Annotated in this window: 22 protein-coding genes; 10 read left to right on the forward strand and 12 right to left on the reverse strand. The window is 44.2% G+C overall.

Annotated elements, in window-relative coordinates:
- Positions 1 to 5 precede the first annotated feature (5 nt).
- From D104_RS22850 to D104_RS22860, 3 genes are read left to right on the forward strand one after another with little or no spacing between them, the layout of a single operon-like run.
- Complete coding sequence (locus D104_RS22850) at positions 6 to 833, forward strand: symmetrical bis(5'-nucleosyl)-tetraphosphatase (protein WP_024022982.1); 828 nt, start codon at positions 6 to 8, stop codon at positions 831 to 833.
- Positions 830 to 1,150: a thiosulfate sulfurtransferase GlpE gene (glpE, locus tag D104_RS22855; RefSeq protein WP_024022983.1), complete on the forward strand. Its 321-nt coding sequence runs from the start codon at positions 830 to 832 to the stop codon at positions 1,148 to 1,150. Before D104_RS22850 ends, glpE begins: the two co-directional genes overlap by 4 nt.
- A 6-nt stretch (positions 1,151 to 1,156) precedes the next feature.
- Positions 1,157 to 2,254, forward strand: a complete 1,098-nt coding sequence (locus D104_RS22860; protein WP_024022984.1) for a tRNA nucleotidyltransferase — start codon at positions 1,157 to 1,159, stop codon at positions 2,252 to 2,254.
- 5 nt (positions 2,255 to 2,259) lie between these two features.
- Here D104_RS22860 and folB read toward each other — a convergent pair whose 3' ends face one another.
- Positions 2,260 to 2,625: a dihydroneopterin aldolase gene (gene folB / locus D104_RS22865; protein WP_024022985.1), complete on the reverse strand. Its 366-nt coding sequence runs from the start codon at positions 2,623 to 2,625 to the stop codon at positions 2,260 to 2,262.
- Position 2,626: 1 nt separating this feature from the next.
- Positions 2,627 to 3,664: a tRNA (adenosine(37)-N6)-threonylcarbamoyltransferase complex transferase subunit TsaD gene (tsaD, locus tag D104_RS22870; protein WP_031214483.1), complete on the reverse strand. Its 1,038-nt coding sequence runs from the start codon at positions 3,662 to 3,664 to the stop codon at positions 2,627 to 2,629.
- Between the two features lie 407 nt (positions 3,665 to 4,071).
- Here tsaD and rpsU point away from each other — a divergent pair, with 407 nt between their 5' ends.
- The 5 genes from rpsU (at position 4,072) to D104_RS22890 (ending at position 10,540) form a co-directional block, all read left to right on the forward strand.
- Complete coding sequence (rpsU, locus tag D104_RS0118670; RefSeq protein WP_009835737.1) at positions 4,072 to 4,287, forward strand: 30S ribosomal protein S21; 216 nt, start codon at positions 4,072 to 4,074, stop codon at positions 4,285 to 4,287.
- Between the two features lie 140 nt (positions 4,288 to 4,427).
- On the forward strand, positions 4,428 to 4,874 hold the full coding sequence (locus D104_RS22875) for a GatB/YqeY domain-containing protein (protein ID WP_024022987.1): 447 nt from the start codon (positions 4,428 to 4,430) through the stop codon (positions 4,872 to 4,874).
- A 4-nt stretch (positions 4,875 to 4,878) separates the two neighbouring features.
- Entirely contained in the window at positions 4,879 to 6,852 is a 1,974-nt protein-coding gene (dnaG, locus tag D104_RS22880; RefSeq protein WP_024022988.1) for a DNA primase, read from the forward strand.
- Between the two features lie 115 nt (positions 6,853 to 6,967).
- Entirely contained in the window at positions 6,968 to 8,803 is a 1,836-nt protein-coding gene (gene rpoD / locus D104_RS22885) for an RNA polymerase sigma factor RpoD (protein WP_024022989.1), read from the forward strand.
- 330 nt (positions 8,804 to 9,133) lie between these two features.
- Positions 9,134 to 10,540: a PhoH family protein gene (locus D104_RS22890; protein ID WP_024022990.1), complete on the forward strand. Its 1,407-nt coding sequence runs from the start codon at positions 9,134 to 9,136 to the stop codon at positions 10,538 to 10,540.
- A gap of 89 nt (positions 10,541 to 10,629) precedes the next feature.
- Here D104_RS22890 and D104_RS22895 read toward each other — a convergent pair whose 3' ends face one another.
- From D104_RS22895 to D104_RS22910, 4 genes are all read right to left on the reverse strand, one after another.
- Entirely contained in the window at positions 10,630 to 11,256 is a 627-nt protein-coding gene (locus tag D104_RS22895; protein WP_024022991.1) for a bifunctional 4-hydroxy-2-oxoglutarate aldolase/2-dehydro-3-deoxy-phosphogluconate aldolase, read from the reverse strand.
- Positions 11,257 to 11,278: 22 nt separating this feature from the next.
- Complete coding sequence (gene zwf / locus D104_RS22900) at positions 11,279 to 12,754, reverse strand: glucose-6-phosphate dehydrogenase (RefSeq protein WP_024022992.1); 1,476 nt, start codon at positions 12,752 to 12,754, stop codon at positions 11,279 to 11,281.
- Between the two features lie 19 nt (positions 12,755 to 12,773).
- On the reverse strand, positions 12,774 to 13,748 hold the full coding sequence (gene glk / locus D104_RS22905; protein WP_024022993.1) for a glucokinase: 975 nt from the start codon (positions 13,746 to 13,748) through the stop codon (positions 12,774 to 12,776).
- Positions 13,749 to 13,851: 103 nt separating this feature from the next.
- On the reverse strand, positions 13,852 to 14,916 hold the full coding sequence (locus D104_RS22910) for a sensor domain-containing diguanylate cyclase (RefSeq protein ID WP_024022994.1): 1,065 nt from the start codon (positions 14,914 to 14,916) through the stop codon (positions 13,852 to 13,854).
- Positions 14,917 to 15,237: 321 nt separating this feature from the next.
- Here D104_RS22910 and D104_RS22915 point away from each other — a divergent pair, with 321 nt between their 5' ends.
- Positions 15,238 to 15,561 (forward strand): hypothetical protein, encoded by a 324-nt coding sequence (locus D104_RS22915; RefSeq protein WP_024022995.1) that lies wholly within the window; start codon positions 15,238 to 15,240, stop codon positions 15,559 to 15,561.
- 2 nt (positions 15,562 to 15,563) lie between these two features.
- Here the strand turns inward: D104_RS22915 and D104_RS22920 are convergent, their stop codons facing one another.
- Positions 15,564 to 16,589 (reverse strand): DUF3080 family protein, encoded by a 1,026-nt coding sequence (locus D104_RS22920; protein ID WP_024022996.1) that lies wholly within the window; start codon positions 16,587 to 16,589, stop codon positions 15,564 to 15,566.
- Here D104_RS22920 and D104_RS22925 point away from each other — a divergent pair.
- On the forward strand, positions 16,588 to 16,998 hold the full coding sequence (locus D104_RS22925) for an acyl-CoA thioesterase (protein ID WP_024022997.1): 411 nt from the start codon (positions 16,588 to 16,590) through the stop codon (positions 16,996 to 16,998). The genes D104_RS22920 and D104_RS22925 overlap by 2 nt on opposite strands.
- A 64-nt stretch (positions 16,999 to 17,062) precedes the next feature.
- On the opposite strand, the gene D104_RS22930 is transcribed toward D104_RS22925, so the two are convergent.
- From D104_RS22930 to rbfA, 5 genes are all read right to left on the reverse strand, one after another.
- The gene (locus D104_RS22930) at positions 17,063 to 17,653 is read right to left on the reverse strand and encodes an LPP20 family lipoprotein (protein WP_024022998.1); all 591 of its coding nucleotides are present in this window, start codon (positions 17,651 to 17,653) and stop codon (positions 17,063 to 17,065) included.
- Positions 17,654 to 17,797: 144 nt separating this feature from the next.
- Complete coding sequence (gene pnp, locus D104_RS22935; RefSeq protein ID WP_024022999.1) at positions 17,798 to 19,906, reverse strand: polyribonucleotide nucleotidyltransferase; 2,109 nt, start codon at positions 19,904 to 19,906, stop codon at positions 17,798 to 17,800.
- A 179-nt stretch (positions 19,907 to 20,085) separates the two neighbouring features.
- Positions 20,086 to 20,355 carry a 30S ribosomal protein S15 gene (gene rpsO, locus D104_RS22940; RefSeq protein ID WP_009835750.1) on the reverse strand — a complete coding sequence of 90 codons (270 nt, stop codon included), beginning with the start codon at positions 20,353 to 20,355 and terminating at the stop codon, positions 20,086 to 20,088.
- A gap of 86 nt (positions 20,356 to 20,441) precedes the next feature.
- Positions 20,442 to 21,371 carry a tRNA pseudouridine(55) synthase TruB gene (truB, locus tag D104_RS22945; protein WP_024023000.1) on the reverse strand — a complete coding sequence of 310 codons (930 nt, stop codon included), beginning with the start codon at positions 21,369 to 21,371 and terminating at the stop codon, positions 20,442 to 20,444.
- Positions 21,372 to 21,380: 9 nt separating this feature from the next.
- Positions 21,381 to 21,770 carry a 30S ribosome-binding factor RbfA gene (rbfA, locus tag D104_RS22950; protein WP_024023001.1) on the reverse strand — a complete coding sequence of 130 codons (390 nt, stop codon included), beginning with the start codon at positions 21,768 to 21,770 and terminating at the stop codon, positions 21,381 to 21,383.
- Positions 21,771 to 21,773 lie beyond the last annotated feature (3 nt).

The raw sequence follows: 21,773 nt of genomic DNA on the forward strand, positions 1-21,773 counted from the left end.
AACTTATGGCAACCTATGTGATTGGGGATTTACAAGGCTGTTTAACCCCATTAATGCAGCTTTTAGAACAGATCCAATACCAACCAGAACAAGACCAACTCTGGTTTGCTGGTGACCTGATTAATAGAGGATCAGAATCACTTGAGACGCTACGTTTTATCAAGTCGTTAGGCAGTAAAGCGAAAGTCGTTCTTGGCAATCACGACCTACACCTATTGGCGGTTTCCTATGGCCACGGCAAGCTTAAAAAAGGCGATACGCTGGCGGAAATACTCACCGCACAAGACCGAGACGACTTAATGGCTTGGCTACTCCAGCAGCCTTTGTGTCATTACGACTCAACACTCAACACGGTTATGACACATGCAGGCATTCCACCTTGCTGGGATCTAGAAACAACACAATCCCTTGCCAAGGAAGTCGAAAATAAACTTCAGTCTGACACGGTTGATGAATTTTTTGCCACCATGTATGGTAATACGCCGAATAAATGGGACGACCAACTTACAGGCTCCGATCGCCTGCGAACCATTACAAACTATCTAACTCGCATGCGATTTTGCGATGAGAATAGCGCCCTTGATTTGGAATCAAAAGAAGGCATTAGCACCGCATCAAAAGGCTATGCCGCTTGGTTTAATTATCCAAGTAAAATCCCGAATGAGTGTCACATCGTATTTGGGCATTGGGCCGCCCTAGAAGGAATAACTCAGAAAAAACGTATCCATGCATTGGATACGGGCTGCGTATGGGGAGGAAGCTTAACCGCTTTACGCCTAGACGACAGACAACGATTTAGTACACCTTGCACAATTAACCGGAAGAACTCATGACTTACACTTGTATCGACATTTCAGACGCTCTACCGATCATTGAAAATAATGCCGCCATCGTAGACATCCGTGATTTGGTTAGCTTTCAAACGAGTCACATGGCCAATGCCATCAGCCTAACCAATGACAATGTCCAAAATTTCATTGATAGCGCCGAAAAAAGTCAACCTATCATTGTGTGCTGCTATCACGGCAACAGCAGTAAAGGCGCGGCGGAATACCTTGCAACACAAGGTTTCAAGGAAGTGTATTCTTTAAACGGCGGTTTCAGTCAGTGGAGCGCGATGTTCCCAGAGCAATGCGAAACAGGCCAGTAAAAAACCATGGCAACCCCCTACCAAGTTTATCTCGTTGGCGGCGCAGTAAGAGACGCCTTACTTGAACTGCCCGTTACCGATCACGATTGGGTTGTCACAGGCGCAACGCCAGAACAGCTAGAACAACAAGGCTACCAACAAGTTGGTAAACAATTTCCGGTTTTTTTACACCCAAAAAACAAGGAAGAATACGCCCTTGCTCGCAAAGAAAAGAAACAAGGTGAAGGTTACACAGGCTTTATCTGCGACTTTTCTCCTGACATCCGCTTAGAAGAAGACTTAGAGCGTCGAGACCTAACGATCAACGCCATAGCGCAAGATCAAAATGGCCACTTAATAGACCCTTTCAACGGACAGAAAGACCTGCACAATCGAGTCTTTCGTCACGTATCAAATGCCTTCATAGAAGACCCACTGAGGGTGTTAAGAGTCGCCCGCTTTGCTGCTCGATTTCACGACTTTGGCTTTTCTATTGCCTCCGAAACACGGTCAATGATGCAGGCAATCAGTGCGTCAGGGGAACTCTCAGCCTTAAGTGCAGAACGCGTTTGGAAAGAACTTGAAAAGGCACTTAAGACACAACATGCCGATGTGTTTTTCTCCGTTCTACAAGACGCCAATGCACTCGACAAACTTTTTCCCGAACTGATCTGGACAAACAATCCACTTACCATTGAAGCACTCAATGAGCCTAAGCTAACACCAGCACAACGTTGGGCGATTTTGGGGAAAGACACCCCGCTTGTTGAATTAACACAATTACATCAGCACATTCGCTGTCCCAATCAATTCAAAAATACAGCAGAACAAGTCCGTTCTTTTCTGGAAAACCAGCACATCCCAATGAACGCCGTCGACTGGGAAAACTGGCTTATGTCCGTAAATGCCATAAAAAAACCTCAACCATTCATGTTACTGGTTGAGGTTTTAAGCAAGCTGACTAATAGTCAAGCGGAAGACTGGCAAGCGCTTCGCGAAATCATTGCCGCTATCAATGCTTCCAGCTTGATGAAACAAGGCTTTGATGGCGCAGAACTAGGCCAAGCCCTAAAAAAATCCAGAATTGAAGCACTAGAAAAAACACTCTCTCCTCTCGTCTGCTAACAAACCTAAATTGTACTGACGGATTTTCTGTGAATTTTCACACCAACGGCTTGCGCTGCAGCGACAGCACCAGGCTTACGCAACGTTAAGGTCACCGCATTTAGCGTAAATTGCCCAATTAAATCGCCAACCAAATGTTCCGCTAAAGTCTCGATCAACTCAAACTGACGCTCATCACAAAACGCCAGAATAAAGTTTGAAATGGCTTCATAATCCAACGTTTTAGAAAGGTCGTCCGTCGCCGCTGGCAGGCGATTGTCGTGCTCCATTTCCAGATCAAACACTAATTCTTGTTTGATCTGTTTTTCCCAATCGTACACACCAATAACAGCTTGAGCCTTGAGCCCTTCAATAAACACAATGTCTTTCATTTTAAGATTCCTTTAGGGGAGGTAATTCAGACAAAGGCCAACGAGCTCGAATGGACAAGCCCAGTTCAGACGATTGACCATTCACCAGACGCTGCGCACCAGCGTAAGCAATCATGGCACCATTATCGGTACAGAACTCTGGACGAGCATAAAACACATTCGCTTTGATTTTTTTCAACTGCGTTTCTAGTTGATCTCGTAAACGCTGATTCGCACTCACGCCGCCAGCAATAATTAATTGCTTCAGACCTTCTGCTTCGAGCGCTCGGCGACACTTGATCACCAAGGTATCAACCACGGCAGTTTCAAACGCCAGTGCGGCATCAGCCTTGAACTGCTCATCACAACGATCTTCATCTAACGCCAAATGCACAGCCGTTAGAAAGGCGGTTTTTAATCCGCTAAAACTGAAATCCAAACCCGGACGATCGGTCATTGGCCGCGGAAATTTCAACCCTGATTTAGGATTTCCCTGCTTTGCCAAAGCGGCGATTTGCGGACCTCCAGGATAGGGCAAACCGATCATCTTAGCGGCTTTATCAAATGCCTCACCGGCCGCATCATCAAGAGATTGCCCTAATAAGCGATACTCGCCAATGCCATCCACACGGACTAATTGGGTGTGTCCACCAGAAACAAGCAGCGCAATAAAAGGCATTGCGGGCTGAGACTCTTCCAGCATTGGCGCTAAAAGGTGGCCTTCCATATGGTGTACACCTAAGGCAGGAATCCCCAACGCATAAGCCAATGAACGACCAATCGTTGCTCCTGCCATCAAAGCGCCCACCAAACCTGGACCACTGGTATACGCAACGGCATCCAGCTCAGTTTTTTTCATACCGGCTTCTTTTAACACCTCATCAATCAACGGCAAGGTTTTACGCACATGATCACGAGAGGCCAATTCAGGTACCACACCACCGTATTCCGCATGCTGTGCAATTTGAGAATAAATCTTATGAGCTAAAAGACCATTGTCGGTGTCGTAAATAGCAATGCCTGTCTCATCACAAGAAGTTTCTAATCCCAATACTTTCATTAGAACAATCTCATCAATAATTTGAGCGCATTGTACCTTATCTCCCTTATCCATTGCAGAGCTAAGATGAACTTCCTTCGTCAACTCTGTAAAATGCGATTAGACAAGCCGGAATAAAAGAATTATAATGCGCGCGTTTTCAATGTTTAAATTAAAAGGCAGGTGATTTTTCTCGTTTGGCACATAGCTTCCAAAGTAAGTAAATATGGCGACCCAAACACAACTCTTGAAAAAATACATACAGTTACAGACGCGACCACAGTCTGTCCAGAGTAAGAAAAATCGATCTATTACAGATCACACTCTGTTCAACAAAAGCGCGCTTTGAAAGCCCATTAAATACGGGTATGATTCACGCCGTTTTTGTGAATACTTAAACTTAAAAAAACATATTTAAAGGTAATAACATGCCAGCAGTAAAAGTAAAAGATAACGAACCATTTGACATCGCTCTACGTCGCTTCAAACGCTCTTGTGAAAAAGCAGGCGTTTTGGCTGAAGTTCGTCGTCGTGAATGCTACGAAAAACCAACAACTCTTCGCAAACGTGCTGCAGCAGCTGCTGTAAAACGTCACGCTAAGAAAGTTTCTCGTGAGCAGAAAAAATTCCAACGTTTGTACTAGGCCAATCTGCCGTTTGGCAATTTGATCAAAACAAATGTTTTGCCTAGACGCTCCTTGCATTTAGGCTTATAAAAAACGGCTAGTTTACAAACTAGCCGTTTTTTTTGCTTAATTGCCTACCAGAAAGTAAAGAGGATCCTATGTCAGATTTAAAAAAACACATCTCAGACACACTAAAAACAGCCATGCGTGCAAAAGATAAACAACGCGTAACGGTTATTCGTACGATTTTATCTGAATGCAAAAAAATTGAAGTAGACGAGCGAATCGAGCTGGATGACGCACGCGTACTGGCTGTATTAGATAAAATGAACAAGCAACGCAAAGACTCAAACCAGCAGTTTCTTGATGGCGACCGAGAAGACCTAGCCAAAATAGAACAAGAAGAAATGCTCATCATCAGTGAGTTTTTACCAACACCATTGACGGATGACGAAGTTGGTGAGATCGTCAAAGCAGCAATCGCAGAAACAGGCGCCAGCTCAATGCAACAAATGGGCGCAGTGATGGCCATCGTTAAACCCCAAGTGCAAGGTCGTGCCGACATGGCACAAATCAGCAAACAAGTTAAAGCACAACTAGGCTAATACTATGGCGGGGCGCATTCCTGATCAGTTTATTGATGAGCTTCTCGCTCGAACCGACCTAACCGATGTGGTTGCGTCTCGCATTAGCCTAAAAAAAACCGGGCAAAACTACAGCGCCCTCTGCCCTTTCCACAATGAAAAAAGCCCATCTTTCAGCCTAAACCCTAATAAGCAGTTTTATTACTGCTTTGGCTGCGGCGCCGGCGGCAACGCCATTTCATTTGTAATGGAACACGACCATCTGGACTTTGTCGACGCAATTGAAACACTCGCCAAAGACGCTGGCATGGAAGTGCCTAGGGAACAAGGCACACCTGATCGCTATGAGCAAAACGCCGAGCTCTTAAAGCGCCTTTCGGAAAGTGCGCAGTTTTACCAACAACAACTCACACAACATCCAGATAAGAAAAAAGCCACAGACTACCTTTCAAAAGACAGGGGGTTATCTGGCCAAATAGCCAAAGTGTTTGGGTTAGGTTTTGCACCCACAGGCTGGGACAATCTACTCAAAAAAATAGGCACTCGCGCCGAAAGCCAAGAGCAGCTTTTGCTGGGCGGAATGCTGATCGAAAAAAAAGATCAACCAGGGCATTATTACGACCGCTTTCGTGACCGCATCATTTTTCCCATTCGAGACTCTCGCGGCCGCGTCATAGCTTTTGGCGGTCGAGCATTTGGCGACGAAAAGCCCAAATACCTAAACTCACCCGAAACCCCCGTCTTCCAAAAAAGCCAAGAACTCTATGGTTTATTTGAAGCCAAACAAAACACCCCTGTGCTCGACCAAATTATTGTGGTTGAAGGCTACATGGATGTCATCGTTCTGGCTCAACACGGTATTACTAACGCCGTTGCCACACTCGGCACATCCGTAAACAGCCAACATATACGAAAGCTATTTAAACTGGTCAGCAAGGTCATCCTCTGCTTTGATGGCGACAAAGCAGGACGCGCTGCCGCAATTCGCGGCCTAGAAGCCTCCTTGCCCGTCATGCAAGATGAAAAACAAATCCGTTTTTTATTTTTACCGGAAGGTGAAGACCCTGATTCGCTCGTAAGACAAGAAGGCAAAGAAGCTTTTAACAACAGACTAGAAGATGCCTCTTCACTTTCTCACGTACTTTTTGATCATGCGAGAAACCAAGTCACGCTTGGTGACGAAGAAGGCGAAGCACAGTTCACTCGCAACGCCATGAGCATGATCCAACAAATCCCCAAAGAACTGACATTTCGCTCTGTACTGATTCGTCAGCTGAGCGAACAATCTGGGATTGATAGCGACACACTTGGCAATACAGCCATCCCAAAACACAGACCAGCAGCACACAGCCAAAATGATACCCTGAGCAACACCGAAAACGAATACATTCCACACACAAACACTGACGAAGATCATTACCCGCCAGCCTATGATGAGTATGACAACTACTCCAATCATGAACACAGCAGTGCACCAAGTCATTATGAAAACAACAAAAAGCCGACTTACAAAAAAGGCGGTAAATTCAATAATTTCAAAGAAAAGGAAGTGTTTTTTCCTCCCGCTCCCACCAGTCTAAGCCGAATAAAACAAGCGTCCATTTGCTTACTACTTCACCCACATATAGCACAACAAATCGACGTACCTGATCCATTGATCAACCAAGCCAACGAAGAACTACAAATCTTCTGTAAAATATGGAGATATTTCGCAAAATACCCTACAAAAAATACAGGACACTTACTTGGCGAAGCGACAGATCAATTCACGATTTCAAGTATATACGCACTTTTAAACCACCAAGACGCGACAACGAAGCAAAAAATAACTAATGCACAGCAAGAAGTGCAAGATATGGTGCTTACCATGGAAAAAAATCTCGGCTTAAATAGCAGCATCGAACGGTTGAAAAGCAAAGGAAATGAATCCATAAAGGACAGTAGCAGTAAGCAGGAACTACGAAACTTAATGGACTTAATCAGACAAAAAAAACAGTAAATAGCCCTTACTTTTTACTCGAAAAAGATAGGATTAAGTGGATGAAAGTGATTAATTTTGGTATAATCCGCGGCTTGCTAAACTCCCAAATGAATTTCTAACGATAGGTTGTCGAATGCCAGACACTCAACAGTCACGTCTCAAAGAGCTGATCTCCAAGGGTAAAGAACAAGGTTACCTAACTTTTGCGGAAGTTAATGACCACCTCCCTGATGACCTTTCAGACCCGGAGCAAGTAGAAGAAATCATTGCCATGATCAACGACATGGGCATTACGGTTTCTGAAGTTGCACCAGATAAAGATAGCCTCCTTATGGAAGAAGGCGACTCCACAGATGAAGCCGCCGCTGAAGAAGCCGCTGCTGCTTTGGCAGCCGTAGAAGGTGACATTACCAGAACAACCGACCCTGTCCGTATGTACATGCGTGAAATGGGTACTGTTGAACTATTGACTCGTGCGGGCGAAATTGCCATTGCAAAGCGTATCGAAGAAGGTACTCGCGAAGTCATGTCTGCCATTTCCTACTTCCCAGGCGCTGTTGACGTATTGCTAAACGCTTACGCAAAAGTGCAGGAAGAAGAAGGCCGTTTAAGCGATATATTCAGTGGTTTCATTGACGGTGACGGTGAAGAACCCGTTTTCGAAGAGCTATTGGTTGAAGAACCTATCGTCGAAGAAGACACGACCGACAATGACGACGATGACTCAGACGACGATGAAGAAGAAGAAACGGATAACGGCCCTGATCCAGAAGAAACCGCTTTACGTTTCAACGAAATCGCACGCATCTACGGTGAACTAAAGGTCTTGTTAGAAAACAGCAACAGACAAGACCCTGCTGTTCGTAGCAAACAAGAAGAGCTGAGCATTAGCTTTGCTCCTATTAAGTTAGTGCCTAAGATTTTTGACGACTTAGTTGACCGCGTAAGATCCCGCATGGAAAAAGTGCGCGATCAAGAACGCCTTATCATGCAAGTCTGTGTACGCAAATCTGGCATGCCAAGAACCGAATTTTTGAAGCGCTTCCCAAGCAACGAGACAAACCCTGATTGGTTACAAGAGCAAATCGCGTCAGGCGCAGATTACGCCGCTTCTTTAGAAGAAAACGAAGCTGAATTCATGCGCAGCCAACGTAAACTTCGTGCCGTTTCGAAAGACACAGGCTTAACGATTGCCGAACTAAAAGAAATCAACCGTCGCATATCCATCGGTGAAACCCGATCTCGTCGTGCGAAGAAAGAAATGGTTGAAGCCAACTTACGTTTGGTTATCTCGATTGCGAAAAAATACACAAACCGTGGCTTACAATTCTTGGACCTTATCCAAGAAGGTAATATCGGCTTGATGAAAGCAGTCGATAAATTTGAATATCGCCGTGGTTACAAGTTCTCAACCTACGCCACTTGGTGGATTCGTCAGGCAATCACTCGCTCGATTGCCGATCAGGCTCGTACGATCCGTATTCCTGTGCACATGATTGAAACAATCAACAAACTAAACCGAATCTCGCGTCAGATGCTTCAGGAAATGGGTCGTGAGGCGACACCTGAAGAATTGGCTGCCCGCATGGACATGCCTGAAGACAAGATTCGTAAAGTATTGAAGATTGCGAAAGAACCTATTTCAATGGAAACCCCGATTGGTGATGATGAAGATTCGCACCTAGGTGACTTCATTGAAGACGATGGCGCTGAATCACCTATTGATATCGCTACCATTGAAGGCTTACGTGAATCCACGACAACGGTTCTAGCAGGCTTAACCGCTCGTGAAGCCAAAGTACTTCGCATGCGTTTTGGTATTGATATGAATACTGACCACACTCTTGAAGAAGTCGGCAAACAGTTTGACGTTACTCGTGAGCGTATTCGCCAAATAGAAGCCAAAGCACTACGCAAACTTCGCCACCCTAGCCGCTCAGAACACCTGAGAAGCTTCCTGGACGAATAAGCAAATACGCTTAAATATAAAACCGCTACCATAAAAAGTAGCGGTTTTTTTTACCAAAAAAAATAGAGAAAACCAATAAAAAGCAGTATAAGCCACAAAACTGTCATACACTTTAAGGTAGAGTATGGATACAGACAGTGAGGTTAAGCTTGCTAAAAAACCATAATCACGATCACATAACATTTCTCCCCTTTCAAGCGGAACACCACTCCAGCTGGCCCGCTTTTTGCTGTATTAACCATTCATGTTTCTCAACACTTAACAATAACATTTCACGCGCTTATTCATCTTTCAAAAGAAAACTTCATGTTCACTGCAGGAGTATTATTTATGGAAAAAATCTACGTTCTTGATACCAATGTTTTATTACACGACCCTTTAGCCATTTACGCTTTCGCTGAACACAAGGTCGTTATCCCAATGACCGTCCTTGAAGAGCTCGATGTTATTAAAGACCGACGAGACAAAGATGTGAGCCGCGAAGCACGCGTCGCCATAAACACCATAGATAAAATTGTCGGTGACGCTTCACCTCACGAACTTCAAACCGGCGTCCCCATACGAGTCGTCAGCAACGAAGTAGACAAACACTTAAACAAGCGCAATGAAGGCTCTTTAGCCGTTTTTCCCGACCAAAAAATCACCCCCTCCGACAACATTCCATTTTTAAATGGCAACCATGACCACGCCAACGACAATCGTATTATCAACGTTGGATTAAGCCTTCAAGCCACCCACCCTCGCTCTTCTGTGTGTCTCGTAACAAAAGACATCAACATGCGCATCAAAGCCAAAGGGTCTGGACTGGAAAGAGTCGAAGATTACCGAAAAGACAGAGTACTGGATGATCTGGATTTGATGAGCAAAGGTTACATTCAATTTTCCGGCAGCTTTTGGTCTACTTTAGATAGCGTTAAAACGGAAGCTCATGGACGACATACCGTTCATGTCATTAACAAAAGCCATTTGGCCAATATTCACCTAAATATGTTTGTGATTGACGAGGAAGAGTTCATTGGCTTTGTGGTCAACATCGATCAGGGGTTTGTTTACTTACTGGACGTAAATAAGCAGCACCTCATGAATCAGAACTTCTGGGGGATTCTACCTCGCAACCTAGAGCAAGCTATGGCGTTTTACCTATTACGCCACGACAACTCCGACCTCATGGTAATGACGGGACCAGCAGGCTCTGGCAAGACCCTACTCGCCTTAGCGTATGGACTACAGGTAACAATGGAGGAAAAACGTTTCAATAAAATTATTGTGGCTCGGTCAACACCTCCAATGGCAGAAGACATTGGTTTTTTACCGGGAACGGAAGAAGAAAAAATGGCACCTTGGTTGGCCGCCTTTGATGATAACTTAGAAATTCTACATGGCGCGGATGAGCACTCTTTTAGCAGCATCGATTACGTTAAACAAAAAGCCAACATCCAGTTTAAATCCTTAAACTTTATGCGCGGGCGCTCTTTTAATAACGCCTTAATTATCATAGATGAAGCGCAAGGACTCACTCAATTTCAATTGAAATCCATCGTGACTCGCATTGGCAGCAATTCAAAAATCATCGTTTTGGGCAACTTGGCTCAAATTGACAATAAATACATTACGCCACTCACCTCAGGACTTACCTATTTAGTCGAAAAGTCCAAAGCTTTTAAATACGCCAGCATCATGCATGTAAATGGCATAGAGCGAAGCAGGCTCGCGGAGTTTGCGGAAGAAAACCTATAAGCAGAAACTAGGATCAATAGAAGCAAAAAAAGGGAAAGACCGACGTCTTTCCCTTTTTTAATACCGCTGTTCCGACCTTAAAGCAGGCGTTACTGAGCGACAGATTTTGCCAGTTCAGTAATTTCATCCCACTTACCCGCTTTAACAAGGTCTGTAGGTACAATCCAAGATCCCCCCACACAAAGCACATTTGGAAGCGCCAAGTATTCACGGAAGTTGTTCGCGCCGATACCACCCGTTGGGCAAAATTTAATCTGCGGCAATGGACCACCAAACGCTTTTAACGCTTTAACGCCGCCATTCACTTCTGCTGGGAAAAATTTGAAACGATCGTAACCGTATTCCATGCCCAACAATATGTCGGAGATGGTCGCAACCGCAGGCAAATAAGGCACGTCATATTCTTTGCCAACAGCCAATAAATCCGCCGTCATACCTGGGCTAATAATGAACTGAGAGCCAGCTTCGATCGCTTGAATATATTGAGCACGGGAGCAAACAGTACCCGCCCCCACAATCGCGTCAGGCACTTCTTTACGAAGTGCCGTAATTGCCTCCAAAGCTGCAGGTGTTCGTAGTGTCACCTCTAAAACAGGTACACCACCCGCAACCAACGCTTTACCCAATGCCACAGCCTGTGCCACATCATCCACAACAATAACAGGGACAACCGGTGTCGCCGTCATTACTTGCTCTGCAGTGTAAGAAGTTGTCATCGTGCTTTCCTTATTTTAAGGCTTAATAATCATGCCAATTACGGCCATCTTTAATCGGTAATGCCATAGAAGCAGCAGGCCCCCAAGAACCAGAAGCGTATTCTTTTGGTCGCTCACTCGTTTGATTCCAAGCAGACATAATGCCATCCACCCACTTCCAAGCCGCTTCAACTTCGTCATAACGCATAAACAAAGTCGCATCATTACGCATCACATCCAGCAACAGACGCTCGTAAGCTTCTGGACTGCGTTTATCATTAAAGGCTTCTGTAAGACTCAAGTTCAAATCTACTGGCTGAAGATTCATCCCCTCGCTCGCACCCGGCACTTTGTTCATTACAGTTAAAGAGATCTTCTCTTCTGGCTGAAGACGAATAATTAGCTGGTTACGCTGTAGCTGGCGATTACTTTCATCACTAAAAATACTGTGCGGAACCGCTTTATACTGAATAACGATTTCAGAATAACGCTGACCCAGACGCTTCCCTGTTCTTAAATAGAAAGGAACACCAGCCCAACGCCAATTATCAATATCAGCGCGTAACGCAACAAAGGTTTCGGTTCTTGAGTCTGGGTTACTTCCTTCTTCATCAAAGTAACCTTTTACATCCTTCCCTTTGATCATGCCTTTTGCATATTGACCACGCACTGTTTTGTTGTATGCATTCGCACCAGCAATCGGGCGCAAAGCTTTTAGCACTTTGATTTTTTCATCGCGAACAGAGTCAGCATCCATTCGACCTGGAGGCTCCATCGCCACCAAGCACAAAAGCTGTATCAAATGGTTTTGCACCATGTCTCGCATCGCACCAGCGTTATCGTAATAACCCCAACGCCCTTCAACACCAACTGTTTCAGACACGGTGATTTGTACATTATCAATGTGAGCACTGTCCCACAAAGGCTCAAAAAGCGTATTTCCAAATCGAATGGCCAATAGGTTTTGTACGGTTTCTTTGCCTAAATAATGGTCAATACGAAACGCTTGCTGTTCATTAAAGTTTTTCATTACTTCATCGTTAATGGCACGAGAAGAAGCAAGGTCTCGCCCAAGTGGTTTTTCTAACACCACTCGCATGCGATCAGCATTAAGACCGTGAGATGCCAATGAAGAACAAATAGAGCCGAATAGGTCCGGTGAGGTTGCCAAGTAAAACACAACGTCGCGGTCTTCTTGACCAACTTTATGGTCATTTAATCGAGAAAAATCAGATTCTTGCTGCGCATCAACGGAAACATAGCTCAAGCGCTCTTTAAAACGCGGCCATGTCTTTTCATCACCAATGCTGGAAGGGACAAACTCATCAAGCGCCGCTCGAATTTTTGTTTGGTATTCTTCTGTACTTACTTCACGTCTCGAAGCACCGATAATACGGGTCGTTGGAGCAAGTAAACCATCCATATCCAAATGGTACAAAGCTGGCAGCAACTTACGCATAGCAAGATCGCCACCGCCACCAAAAATAACAACATCACAGGCTTTTAAACTGGCCTTCATTCTTTATTCTCCAACTAATCTAGGCTTTCGACACAAGATAGGACGCGTAACAGGCACAGCCCATCAGCCCTGGGTATTCAGACATCACAACAAAAGTCGGAATGGGCGAAACAAAATTTCTCATACGACCTTTGTCTTGCATCGCATCACGGAAACCACTTTTCAGAATTTCATTCAAATAACGAGGAACAATGCCGCCCGCGATGTAAACGCCACCACGAGATTCAATCGATAAAACAAGGTCCCCGATAACACGCCCTAGAAACACAAAAAACTGCTCTAAGGCAGCCGTCGCAATAGGGTCATTGCCAGACTTTAACGCCTCACCAATTTCTGGCGCCGTTAAGCGCCTCGTTATTCCTTCACGCAATGCTAAGGCTTCGTATATATTTTCTAAACCCATTCCAGACAAAACACGCTCCGCCGATACTCGCTTATGACGTGTGCGTAGGAATTTAAGAATGTCATCTTCGACATCATTACACGCAGATAAATCAACATGTCCACCTTCGCCAGGCAAAACGATATTTGGACCATTGTCTTGCGGTACAACACATGAAATACCCAGCCCTGTTCCAGCACCGACAACCCAGCATGCGCCTTTGGGATCTATCTCTGAATGCTCACCAATTACGACCATATCAGCAGGCGTAAGGATTTCCAAACAATGCCCAACGGCGTCAAAATCGTTCAGTAATGCAACGGCTTTATCTTCACCAAAATAGGCTTGAACTTCATCACGAGTAAAGTGCCATGGATTATTGGAAAAGCGTATGACAGGCTGGTTCACAGGACCCGCAATGGCCAACACAACCGCTTTGATATTGCCCATATCAACACTACAATTCTCAATATAATCAGCGGCAGCATCAAAGAAGCTTTCGTAATTATCACAAGGAAGCACTCTTACTTCTTGAGGCTCATATTGACTGATTGGAACCAAGGCAAAACGTGCATTTGTTCCACCAAGATCGGCGATTAAAGCATGGGACATAAACGAACCCTATTTGAATTTTTTGAAATTTTACAACAAAATTGAGGTGAAAAATACCGCGAGCTTAAAAAATTAGCACTGTAATGTAATTAAATTACAAAGCCTACCTAAGTCTATTTAAAAACTTAAAGACCTTCGTCGGCACCAATCTTTTACGGTTATTTTTATAATCATAGAGACGCTCATCTGCTATCTTCAACAGATGCTTATAGTTAGTGGGTGCATCAGACATAACACTGGCACCACCGTAACTAATAGTAATAGGTACAAGATTAGATTTATACCTTAAAGGGTTAGATTGTAGGTATTCATGAATGGATTCCGCAACTAAAAGCGCCTGCTCATAGGTTTTTCCGGGCATAACGAAAACAAATTCATCACCGGCAAAACGAAACGCCAAGCCTTGCTTATGAACGTATTTTAACAATCGCTTAGCGATATACTCTAAAACCTCGTCACCACAGTTATGACCCAAGGTGTCGTTAATCGATTTGAACGCATCACAATCGATAAACACCACGGTTAAATCACGCTCCTTCATCTTGGAACGAGCGAACTCACGATCCAGCATCAACTCTAATTGCCGACGGTTTAACAGACCAGTCAAAGGGTCTCGTGTTGCAAGGTATTCAAGCTTCTCTCTTGCCGTTACATTACTGAGACAAATGGAAATTTTGATGGCGAGCTGATCAAGCAGGAAGGTATCTTTCGTCGTTGCATCATAACGCGTACTGTCTGAATCCGCCTGACAAAAAAGCCCAACCAATTCGCCATCTATGGTTAAAGGCGAAATGGCTACAGAGGAAATAATATCGCGATAAACTGGAGGAATAATATCCCAGCAACGGCTTAAATTTGTATTTACTAAAATGGTTTTATTGCTGGATTTGATAATATCAATCATGGATCGTCGACGAGTAAATAACACTCGATCACGCAAGTCTGGCATTTTTTCCAAACTTTCAATCAGATGGGAGAGAGGCGCTTCATTTATGAGGTTTACCCAAACATAGGGCACGTTAAACTGCTTTTGCACTTCTTTGGTTAACGTAGAAACAAACTGATCACAACGACCAATCGAAAGAATACAACGCTCTATTTCAAAGAATTTGCGTGCAATCTCTTCATTGCGTCGAACATTGTCGATCAGTTCATTGATATCATGCATCCATTTTGCCCCACCGCACGAATATTAAACGGTTCACTTATCTTAATAAAAGCAACAGACCCTAAAAATATTATTGATCTATAATGCTTTATAGTACGATGCTTATAGACTTTGAGCCACTCATTGCATAAATTTTGATAGGTAGACATACAAAAAATAACAATCCCCCGTCACCAATAACCGAACACCTCTATGTTCAAAAAAGCCCCCCCCGTACACCAGCATAACTCTAACTAGCCATTCTAATTAATTCACTGTTTTCTTTAAGAAAAATCACTCTGTGCCGATAGCATTATCGTAGCGAATTTAATAGGCAATGAGATGAATATAAGAGACATTGTTGAAACACAGGTAACCCAGAGCAGTAAAGCGGGAAAACCGGTTTCTGGCAACGCTCAATTCGCCTTATTGATGAGTCTATTTAATCAACCTGGCCCATCTCTTATTGAGACGCCTGACACACTAAACGCGCATCAACCTCACGCAATCACTCGCCCGATGCAGTTTTCCCATAGTATTAGTGAAAACCCCATTGCCAACATTGCCCTATTGAAAGCTCTCAGCCTCGAACCCTTAGCCGAAGGTCCCGCCTACCAATACGATGCGGTAGAGAGCTTAGAGCAGCAAATTAATGTTCGAATCTAAACTCACCCTTTAACGGGAACAGAACATAACGCAAACAACTCACTCCAGTGCCTAGCATGAGTCTGAGACGCTCGCTGAAAACGCAACCATTCACTGTTGAATTCGATCAATGAAAATTGATTCATAAACGTTGACATATTAACCCGCAATGGCGCACTTAATTCAGCCAAACGATTCAAAAGCGGCAATACTTGATAAGCACTGCGAGTCACCCGCCCCATATAGGGTTGAATTATTTTTATGTAATTCACATCAAACTGCCGCTGAAAATAAACCATAGAAGCACCGCACGCCATGCTATCCAATTGACTCACCGCTTTAGATACTGTCGCCAGATAACGGCTAATTTGAGCCAAGGTATACAACAACCTTCCGGCATACTCACTGTCCATTAATGCCTTTAAATCTGCCTCGAACGCCTTTCCATTAAGATTGGGTAATTCATTAAGGTGTTCTCCTATGCTGACCAAGCGATTCAGAGCACTTAGTAACACCTGCTGGTCCGCAGTGGAATAATCAAGTGGTAGAAAACCATTAGAAAGACTAAAAAACACTTTACTCTCCGCACCGCTAAAGAGCGCATTACCAAACGCAATAGGCAACTCAAGTCGCTTTTTCTGTGCGATTAAGTTCAGCGCTTTCGATAATTCGCTATCAGAAATATCACACGACTCTATGGCTCGAATAATATCGAGTTCATACAAAAAGCGCTGACTGTCAGGCATGACCTTACCAAGTATGCTGTTTTTCCTACCGGCAACAATTCCAACATCGCACCGCTGCAGCGAGAGGAAATCCAACAAGCCAATATCAAACGTCGATAAGGGTGTTTGGCGGTCTCGTAAGGCAGGTAAACCATTTGGCATTAGAATTGCTGGAACACTAATAGAAAGTAGCTGTGATCGGTTCAAATCACTCACATATTGCGATAAAACAGTGTCAGGTTTGAAACGAGTGTCACAACCACTAATCCCAATGAGTATAATGCCGCTCAACAGAATCATAGAAAGAAAAGGTTTCACTAACATGAACAAACTACTCATACAGAAACGCGAAGAAATATCAGAAACACGCGTTGCCAAAATGGTTTTTCCAGCAACCACTAATCACTATGACACATTATTTGGAGGTATAGCGCTTCAATGGATGGATGAAGTGGCTTACATTGCCGCTACTCGATTCTCAAGAAAAACAATGGTGACCATTTCGACAGAGCAAATCGATTTTAAACAACCAATCCCTTCCGGCATTTTAGTTGAATTGATTGCACGCGTTGTTCATGTTGGACGAACGTCTTTAAAAGTAGAAGTGTCAATTTTTCTAGAACAGTTAGACAGCGATAAGCGAACAAAGGCAGTAACTGGACATTTTAATTTTGTCGCCGTAGATGAAAATAAAAAGCCGACACCCATTTTTGATGAAGAAAACGCCTCATAACGCTCTTCGAACAGAATCGAAAGTGATGAGTAACTCGTTTTCAGTGTTACTCATCACCAATACGTTAGTTCGCGTGACGCTTCGCTATCTCTGACGCTAATTCATCAAAGCTTTTTTCAGATTCTAACTTTTGAAACAACGCTGCTTCGTTTCTCATCGAGGTACGAAGAATACTTTCAGCAATGCCTTCCGCTTGAGCGGGGTCCAACCCCACTAAGACAACCAAACCACCGGATGGCGTGGGCATCTGACGAACCACTTGAGAGCCGATCAGTTTCTGTTCCGTTACTTGCTTAGTCACAACACTGTTCACACGATCTACTGTTTCCGCGTCTCCAGCGCCCGTCGTTTCAACATATTGCTTCACCATATTTTGCAAATCAACACTCAGCACTTGAGCCAATTCAACTCGAGCCGCCGTCGCCGCCATTTGCTTCATATAATTCGGCCCTGCTGCAGACTTTTCACTGTAACCAACCGCAGACAACGCGACACCGTCGAGTGGCACACCACAAACCCAATCAGGAGCCGCTTGATTTGAACCATCGGCAAAAACACAATCAGGGATAGCGGCAACCGGTGTATTAACAACGTCTTTACTACACGCAACCAACACAACACTTGATGCTATTAGACTTGCAAGTTTCAATTTCATTTTATTTCCCTTCAATAACGAACCACTCAGTAAGGCAACATTTAACCTATTGCATGAATCATACTATCTTAGTGTATTTATCCTGTTAAACACAAAAAAAGGGCGCTATAAATAGCGCCCTTTAACATCAATTTACACTCAAAATCACTCAGTGTAAGACGCTTTCTCTTCTTCCGTTACGTCTTTCATAGACAGTTTGATACGGCCACGCGCATCAACGTCTAGTACTTTAACGATTACGTCTTGTCCTTCAGAAAGGAAGTCAGTCACAGCACGAATACGCTCTTCAGCGATCTGAGAAATGTGAACCAAACCATCTTTACCAGGTAAGATGTTTACGAAAGCACCGAATTCAGCAAGACGAACTACTTTACCTTTGTAAAGCTTATCAACTTCCGCTTCCGCTGTGATTTCATGAATTTTCAACAAAGCCGCATCTGAAGACGATTTGTCCGCTGCATAAATGCGTACGGTACCATCATCATCAAGGTCGATAGACGCACCAGTTTGTTCAGTAATGGAACGAATCATCGCGCCGCCTTTACCGATAACGTCACGAATTTTCTCAGGATCAATTTTGATCGTCGCCATCGATGGCGCATTTGGAGAAACTTCTGGACGAGCGTAACCAATAACCGCCGCCATTTCACGCAGGATGTGCTTACGCGCTTCCATTGCTTGAGTTAGTGCGATATCCATGATTTCTTCATTGATACCTTCGATTTTGATGTCCATTTGAAGCGCCGTAATACCTTCTTCTGTACCAGCAACTTTAAAGTCCATATCACCTAGGTGATCTTCGTCACCCAAGATATCAGTCAATACTGCAAAACCGTCGTCTTCTTTGATAAGACCCATTGCGATACCCGCAACTGGCGCTTTAAGAGGAACACCAGCGTCCATCATAGACAAAGATGCACCACAAACAGACGCCATTGAGCTTGAACCGTTCGATTCAGTGATCTCAGAAACGATACGAATTGTGTATGGGAATTCATCTTCACTTGGCAATACGGCTTGAACACCACGACGCGCTAGACGACCGTGACCGATTTCACGACGACCAACGCCGCCCATACGACCACATTCACCAACTGAGTATGGAGGGAAGTTGTAATGAAGCATGAAGCTGTCTTTACTTTCGCCTGTCAAACCATCACTCATTTGAGCATCACGACTTGTACCTAAAGTACAGGTTGCAATCGCTTGCGTTTCACCACGAGTGAACAAAGCAGAGCCGTGTGTTTTGCTAAGCAAACCGACTTCTACATTGATTGGGCGAACAGTTTTATTGTCACGACCATCAATACGAGGCTGACCATCGATAACACGACGACGAACTGTACGTTTCTCAAGTTTAGAGAAAGCACCCGTTACATCTGATTCTGAAAACTCACCGCCTTCAGTAACCAAAGCAGCAACTGCGGCATTACGTACTTCGCCTAATTTAGCGTAGCGTGCCATTTTCTCACTGATACCGTATGCTTCTTCGATTTGCGCTGCATAACCCGTTGCTAAAGCGTCGGTCAATGAAACGTTAACCGCTTCCGGCTCCCACTCCCAACGAGGTTTAGCAGATTCAGCCGCAAACTCAGTGATCGCAGTAATCGCAACTTGCATTTCTTTGTGTGCGTAAAGAACAGCACCCAACATTTCGTCTTCAGTAAGCTCTTGCGCTTCAGACTCAACCATTAGGACCGCGTCTTTCGTACCCGCTACAACCATGTCCAACAAAGAACCATCTAGATCAGAGTAGCTAGGATTAAGAATGTAGCCTGACTCATCATTGAAACCAACACGTGCCGCACCGATTGGGCCGTTGAATGGAATACCAGAAATAGTCAATGCAGCAGACGTTGCCAACATAGCCGCGATGTCAGCGTCCAAGTTAGTGTTAGTCGACATAACCATACAAACAACCTGAACTTCGTTCATGTAACCTTTTGGAAACAATGGACGAATTGGGCGGTCGATTAAACGAGATGTCAGTGTTTCTTTTTCTGAAGGACGACCTTCGCGCTTCAAGAAACCACCTGGAATTTTACCGACAGCGTAAGCACGCTCTTGGTAATGAACAGACAATGGGAAGAAATCTTGGCCAGGTTTTGCTGTTTTAGCGCCAACAACAGTAGCAAGTACTTGTGCATCGCCAATAGTACATAGAACAGCGCCTGTTGCTTGACGAGCAATGCGGCCTGTTTCTAGCGTTACGGTATCGTTACCGAACTGGAAAGTTTTTGTCGTAATACTCACACGTATTCCTTTTTGTTAAAAAAATTGCTTTCTCCCAAAGACCATCTTTTTAAGCCAGTACTCATATGCACTCTTTTATCTCGGTCATATTATTCGAGAAAAACACATATGAAGTACAGGCTGTCCCTTGGGAGACCAATAAAAAAAGGGCCATAATAATTTATGGCCCTTCCTCAGTCTTAGCGACGCAGACCTAGTTTTTTGATCAAACCAGTGTAACGAGCTGCATCTTTACGCTTAAGGTAATCCAACAATTTACGACGTTGGTTTACCATGCGGATTAGACCGCGACGAGAATGGTGGTCATGGATATGAGCTTTAAAGTGACCTTGAAGACCTTCGATGTTCTTAGTCAACAATGCTACTTGAACTTCAGGAGAACCAGTGTCGCCTTCCGCTACTTGAAACTCTTTAACCAATGCTGCTTTTGATTCTGCAGTTAATGCCATAATCTTTATCTCCAAATTAATATGCTATTCAAAAGTAAAGGATAGCCGAGCATATTTTCAGTTATCCTAGGCGAGCAAGTCTAACATTAATTATTAGCTAACTCACTGGTATTTACGAGTCTATGCGGCCTAATAATAGTATCTTTTAATACTCCTAAGCCTAAAAAACGCTGCGTATTATGATCATAGAGCCTAACCAAGCTTCCGTCTTCAAATGACGTAAGATTAGAGACACTTCGACCAAACAGCATTTCCTTTGTCTCTTCTGGACTCAACTCTACTCTATTCAAATGCTCAACGGCAGTATCCATCGTCATTAAATAGGTGTCTAGCTCCGTCTCGCCTTGTTCAGCAATGCGTTCAAACTCTTCCAGTGACAACATACCATCTGGAGAATAACCCGCCGTTGAAACACGATGCAAAGAATGCAAATGAGCCCCACAACCAAGCGCTTCACCAATGTCTTCACCAATGGTTCTAATATACGTTCCTTTGGTACATTGAATATCCAACGTCAGTGTGTCTTCTGTTCGAGACACTAGCGTTAAATTAGAAATGGTGACGGTACGACGCTTGCGTTCAATAACAATGCCTTGACGAGCATATTCATACAGAGGCTTACCTTCATGTTTTAAAGCAGAATACATAGGAGGAATCTGCTCTATCACACCACGAAAGCCATCTAACACCAATTCAAGCGCTTCATCCGTCAAGGTCGGAATCGGCTCATCGGTCAGAATATCACCTTCACGGTCGCCTGTTGTCGTTCTTTTTCCCAACTGAATACAAGTAACATAACGCTTATCTGCATCCAATAGGAATTGTGAAAACTTGGTCGCCTCACCCAAACACAATGGCAACATACCGGTTGCCAAAGGGTCAAGCGCACCAGTGTGCCCCGCTTTCGCCGCTCGATAGAGACGACGGACACGCTGTAACGCTTGGTTCGAGCTTAAACCTATCGGCTTGTTCAGTAGAACGATACCGTCTACTGAACGCCACTTTGTCTTAGACATACGACATTATTACTCGTCTTCGTTACCGTTTTTCGTTTCATCATCACGAATTGCTTCGTCAATCAAACTCGACATTCGCGAACCGTTGACCACACTTTGGTCATAATGGAAGCGCAAATGCGGCATCACTCGAAGTTTTACTTCTTTCGCTAAACGACGACGTAAAAAACCTTTGGCACTGTCTAGTGCCGCCTGATTCTCTGCCAGCACTTCTGGCTGATCGTCTTTACCGAGTACGGTGTAATAAATATCCGCATACCCTAAATCTTTTGCAACACGTACTTCGTTGACAGTAACCAACCCCAAACGAGGGTCTTTTACTTCAAACTGGATCAAGGACGCCAGCTCCTTTTGGAGCTGGTCACCAATCCGACTAGTACGACTAAATTCGCCTGCCATGAT

Origin of the sequence: Marinomonas profundimaris (assembly GCF_000508165.1) — a bacterium.
Lineage (GTDB): Bacteria > Pseudomonadota > Gammaproteobacteria > Pseudomonadales > Marinomonadaceae > Marinomonas > Marinomonas profundimaris.